General features: G+C 75.8%; 2 protein-coding genes and 1 pseudogene. 2 read left to right on the top strand and 1 reads right to left on the bottom strand.

What is annotated here, in order from left to right:
- Positions 1-242: pseudogene (locus MHW47_RS33290) on the bottom strand (hypothetical protein); the annotation flags it as partial.
- A 475-nt stretch (positions 243-717) separates the two neighbouring features.
- On the opposite strand from MHW47_RS33290, the gene MHW47_RS33285 reads away from it, so the two are divergent.
- Together MHW47_RS33285 and MHW47_RS33280 are read left to right on the top strand one after the other, a co-directional pair.
- Complete coding sequence (locus MHW47_RS33285; RefSeq protein ID WP_239227579.1) at positions 718-2442, top strand: RNA ligase family protein; 1725 nt, start codon at positions 718-720, stop codon at positions 2440-2442.
- A partial coding sequence (locus MHW47_RS33280; protein ID WP_239227578.1) for an RNA repair domain-containing protein occupies positions 2442-3816 on the top strand: 1375 nt, incomplete at its 3' end. The genes MHW47_RS33285 and MHW47_RS33280, both read left to right, overlap by 1 nt.

The following is a 3816-nucleotide window of genomic DNA, read 5'->3' as shown; positions in this document are numbered from 1 at the left end:
GCCGGCTCCGGAGTCCGCTTCCGCCGCTGCCACCACCGCCTGCGCCCGGCCGCCGCCTCGTCCTGCTCACGCAGCCGGCGCGCCACCATCCGCGCCCGCGCGGAGGGCTCCTTGGGCACCTGCCCCCCACCCTCTGCGGCCTCCCGCTGGAACGCCTCCCACTGCGCGTCGGATATCGCCCCCGACTCCGACCCTCCGCCGGGTCTGTCGTCGGGGTGCTCGGGGGGCGGGACTGTGCTCACGGACTTGCTCTTTCCACGGAAGGACGGGGTACGGGACGCCGCAGGGATCAGGCCATTGTTACCGGGCCGGGTCAGCCGGATATGCCCCCGGGGGTTCCTCGAAGCGGCCGTACGCATTCAGGCGCGTGCCCGCACCGCCCGGCCACGTGCCGTCGTCGGGCTCGAAGGCGATCCGTACTCACTACTGGCATCCGGGGACGACCGCGTCGTCGGCATGCGCAGTGAGGCGCTCAACTCCGCGTACGGCGCCGACGCCTCCATGATCCTCTTCGGCAACGCTCAAGGTCCGGCCCGGCACCCTGGAAGCGGCCGCCTCCCTCGGCGAGGGGGATCTCGGCCTCCCGGCCGGCAGCGACGGCGACGCGTTCGGAGCGGCGCTGCCGCACTGACGCGCACGCGTTAATCGGTCGTACGGACGAGCCCCCGCCCCTACAGTTTCCGGCCGGAGGCGGCGACGGTACGGGGGCGGAAGATCATGCGGACGCACTATCCACGGACCCCTCATCTCCCCTGGTCGCCCGGCGCCTCGTCCGACGATGTGCGGATGACGGATCTGGCGGCGCTCGCTGGGACCGAGGTCGTCGTCACCGAGAAGCTGGACGGGGAGAACACCACGCTGTACGCGGACGGGCTGCACGCCCGCTCGCTGGATTCGGCGCACCATCCCTCGCGTACGTGGGTGAAGGCCCTCCAGGCGCGCATCGGCCCCCGGGTTCCGCAGGGGTGGCGGATCTGCGGGGAGAACATGTTCGCCCGGCACTCCCTCGCGTACGACGCCCTGGAGAGCCATTTCTACGGGTTCTCCGTGTGGGACGGCGACCGGTGTCTGGGCTGGGACGAGACCGCGGGGTTCCTGCGCTCGCTGGGTATCCCCGTGCCGCCCGTGCTGTGGCGCGGGGTGTTCGACGCGAAGGCGCTGCGCGCGCTGAAGGTGGATACGGGGCGGCAGGAGGGGTACGTCGTGCGGCCGGCGGCGAGTTTCCCTGCGGCGGAGTTCGGCCGGGTCGTCGGGAAGTGGGTGCGGCCGGGGCACGTGGTGACCGGTACGCACTGGATGCACGCGGAGGTCGTCGAGAACGGGCTCGCCTCGGCGGCCGCGCTGTGGGCGGTACGGTCCGGAGCACCGATCGACGCGTCGGCGCTGGCGGCGGCGGTGGGCGCGGACCCGGCGCGCGCAGCCGGACCGGACGCGGGAGCCATCAGCGCACCCACCGCACCCGCACCGGACGCACCCGACGCCCCCGCCGCCCTCCGCACCGCCGACGCCCTCGACGCCCTCGGCCTCACCGGGGACCACCGCCTCGCCGGGGTCCTGGCCGCGCTGCTGCACACCACCCGCCGCACCGCCCTCGCCCCGCTCCTCACCGACCCCGTCGGCATGCCGCTCGCCCGCCGCGTCGCGGACCTCGTCGGGCTGTACCCGGCGCTCCACCGCCCCTACCCGGACGAGGACCGGCGCGCCGGGCTGGCCCGGATGGCGCTCGCCGCCGACCTGTCCGTACTGCACGCGCTGTCCGGCGCGCTGGCGGACACCCCCGGGGCCCGGGAGCAGGTCGAGTGGTCGGCCCTGCACGCGGAGGAGGTGCGGGAGCCCGAAGGGCTGGCCGAGGCGTTCACCGACCTCGGGCCCGAGGCCGCCGCTCGCTGCCTGGCGCAGGCCCGGGAGGCGTACGCGGCCGGGCGGATCTCCACCGCCTGGGAGGCGGTCGCCGCGACCTGGCGGTGGCGGTCCGGGGACTTCCCGCGCCTGGTGCAGCTGGCCGGTCCGTCCGGCAGCGGCAAGAGCACCTTCGGGCGCGGGCTGCCGGGCGTCGCCACGTACCTCTCGCTGGACGATCTCCGCGAGGCGCGGGGCTCGCGCGCCGACCAGGGCGCCAACGGGGACGTGCTGCGCGAGGGCCTGGACCGGCTGGACGCGGCCCTCGTCCCCGGCGCGACGGTGGTCTGGGACGCCACCTCGCTCAACCCGCACCAGCGCTCCCTGGTGCACGCGGTCGCCCACCGCCGGGACGCCCTGGTCACCCACGCCGTGGCCTGGATCGGCGAGGCGGAGCTGGCCGCACGCAACGGGCGCCGGGAGCATCCCGTACCGCCGCAGGTGCTGGCGTCGCAGCTGCACCGGTTCGTCCCGCCCTACCCCGGCCAGGCGCACCGCACCTGGTACATCGGCACCAGCGGAACCGTGGAGGACCGGGCCTGATGCGTACGAGCGAGGAGATCTACCACCGGGTCCGCTGGGACGCCCGTTTCGATCCGGCGCGCTTCGTGCTGGGCGTCGCGCAGCGCGGCCGGGAGCCGAAGCGGGTGCCGCTGGACCGGTTCACGCCGGGGGGCGAGATCCCCTGGCACCGGGTGCTGTTCTTCGAGGCGGACGGCGAGGTGGTGTGGGACCGGGCCACGGGCACGGACCGCGTCGACGCGACGGAGGCCGGCCGGATACGGGAGGCACGCCGCCTGCCGTCGCCGTACTTCACGGCTCGGACGCCGCACGCGTACTCCCCCGCGACCGGCACCTGGGAACCGGCGCCGGCAACCGGGCCGGGAGCCCCCGGCCCGTTGACGATCCTCACCTGGAACACCCTCTGGGACCGCTACGACAGCGACCGCATCGACACGGCCCGGCGCCGCCCCTTGCTGGCCGAGGCCCTGCGCGCGGCGGACGCGGACGTGATCGCGCTCCAGGAGGTGGAGCCCGCGCTGCTCACGCTGCTGCTGGGCTGCGACTGGGTACGGGCCCACTACACGCTCGCGACCGACCCCGCCGGGCACGACGTGCCGGACCACGGGCTGCTGCTGCTGAGCCGGCTGCCGGTGAGCGAGGCCGCGGTGCACGTCCTTGGCCCGCACAAGGCGGTCGCGGCGATTGCCGTGGAGACGGGCGACGGGCCGGTGACGGTCGCCGTCACCCACCTCAGCAGCGACCACTCCCCGGACGGGGCGGCCCGCCGGGACACCGAACTCGCCGACCTGGCCACGGGGTTGGCGGCGGTGGCGGGTGAGCTGGTGCTCGTGGGCGACTTCAACGACGGGGGTGACCGGCCGCAGTCGCGGCTCGCGATGACGGACGCGTGGACGGAGGTCCACGGCCCGGCCGACCGCACGCCCACCTTCGACCCGTCGGCCAACCCGCTGGCCGCGATCTCGTCCCTCTCGGGCCGGGTCTCCCGCCTGGACCGGGTCCTGCTGCGCACGGAGCGGCTGCGGGCGCGCGCGGCGACCCTGACGGGGGACCGTACGGGCCCCGGCGGGGTGTGGATCTCCGACCACTACGGGGTGCGGGTGGAGCTGGGCACGCCCTCCGTGGCGGCCGAGGAGGTCGCGGACCGGGTGGCGGCGGCCCTGCCGGGGGCGCGCGTGCACGTCGTGGGCTCCCGGCGCACGGGCTGCGCACGCCCCGGCGCGGACCTGGACCTGGTGGCGGCCCTCCCCGACCCTTCGGGCGTACGGGACCGGCTCGCCGCCGCGTTCCCGGAGGCGCGGGAGCTGCGCGAGGTGACGGGCGCCCGGGTGCCGGGGCTGCGGTGGTACGCGGACGGCCTGCGGGTGGACCTGGTCACCGTGGCGACGGGGCCCG

It is taken from the genome of Streptomyces sp. OfavH-34-F, from assembly GCF_022347745.1.
In the GTDB taxonomy this organism is placed as follows: Bacteria; Actinomycetota; Actinomycetes; order Streptomycetales; family Streptomycetaceae; genus Streptomyces.
This window is presented reverse-complemented; position numbering and strand designations above follow the sequence as displayed.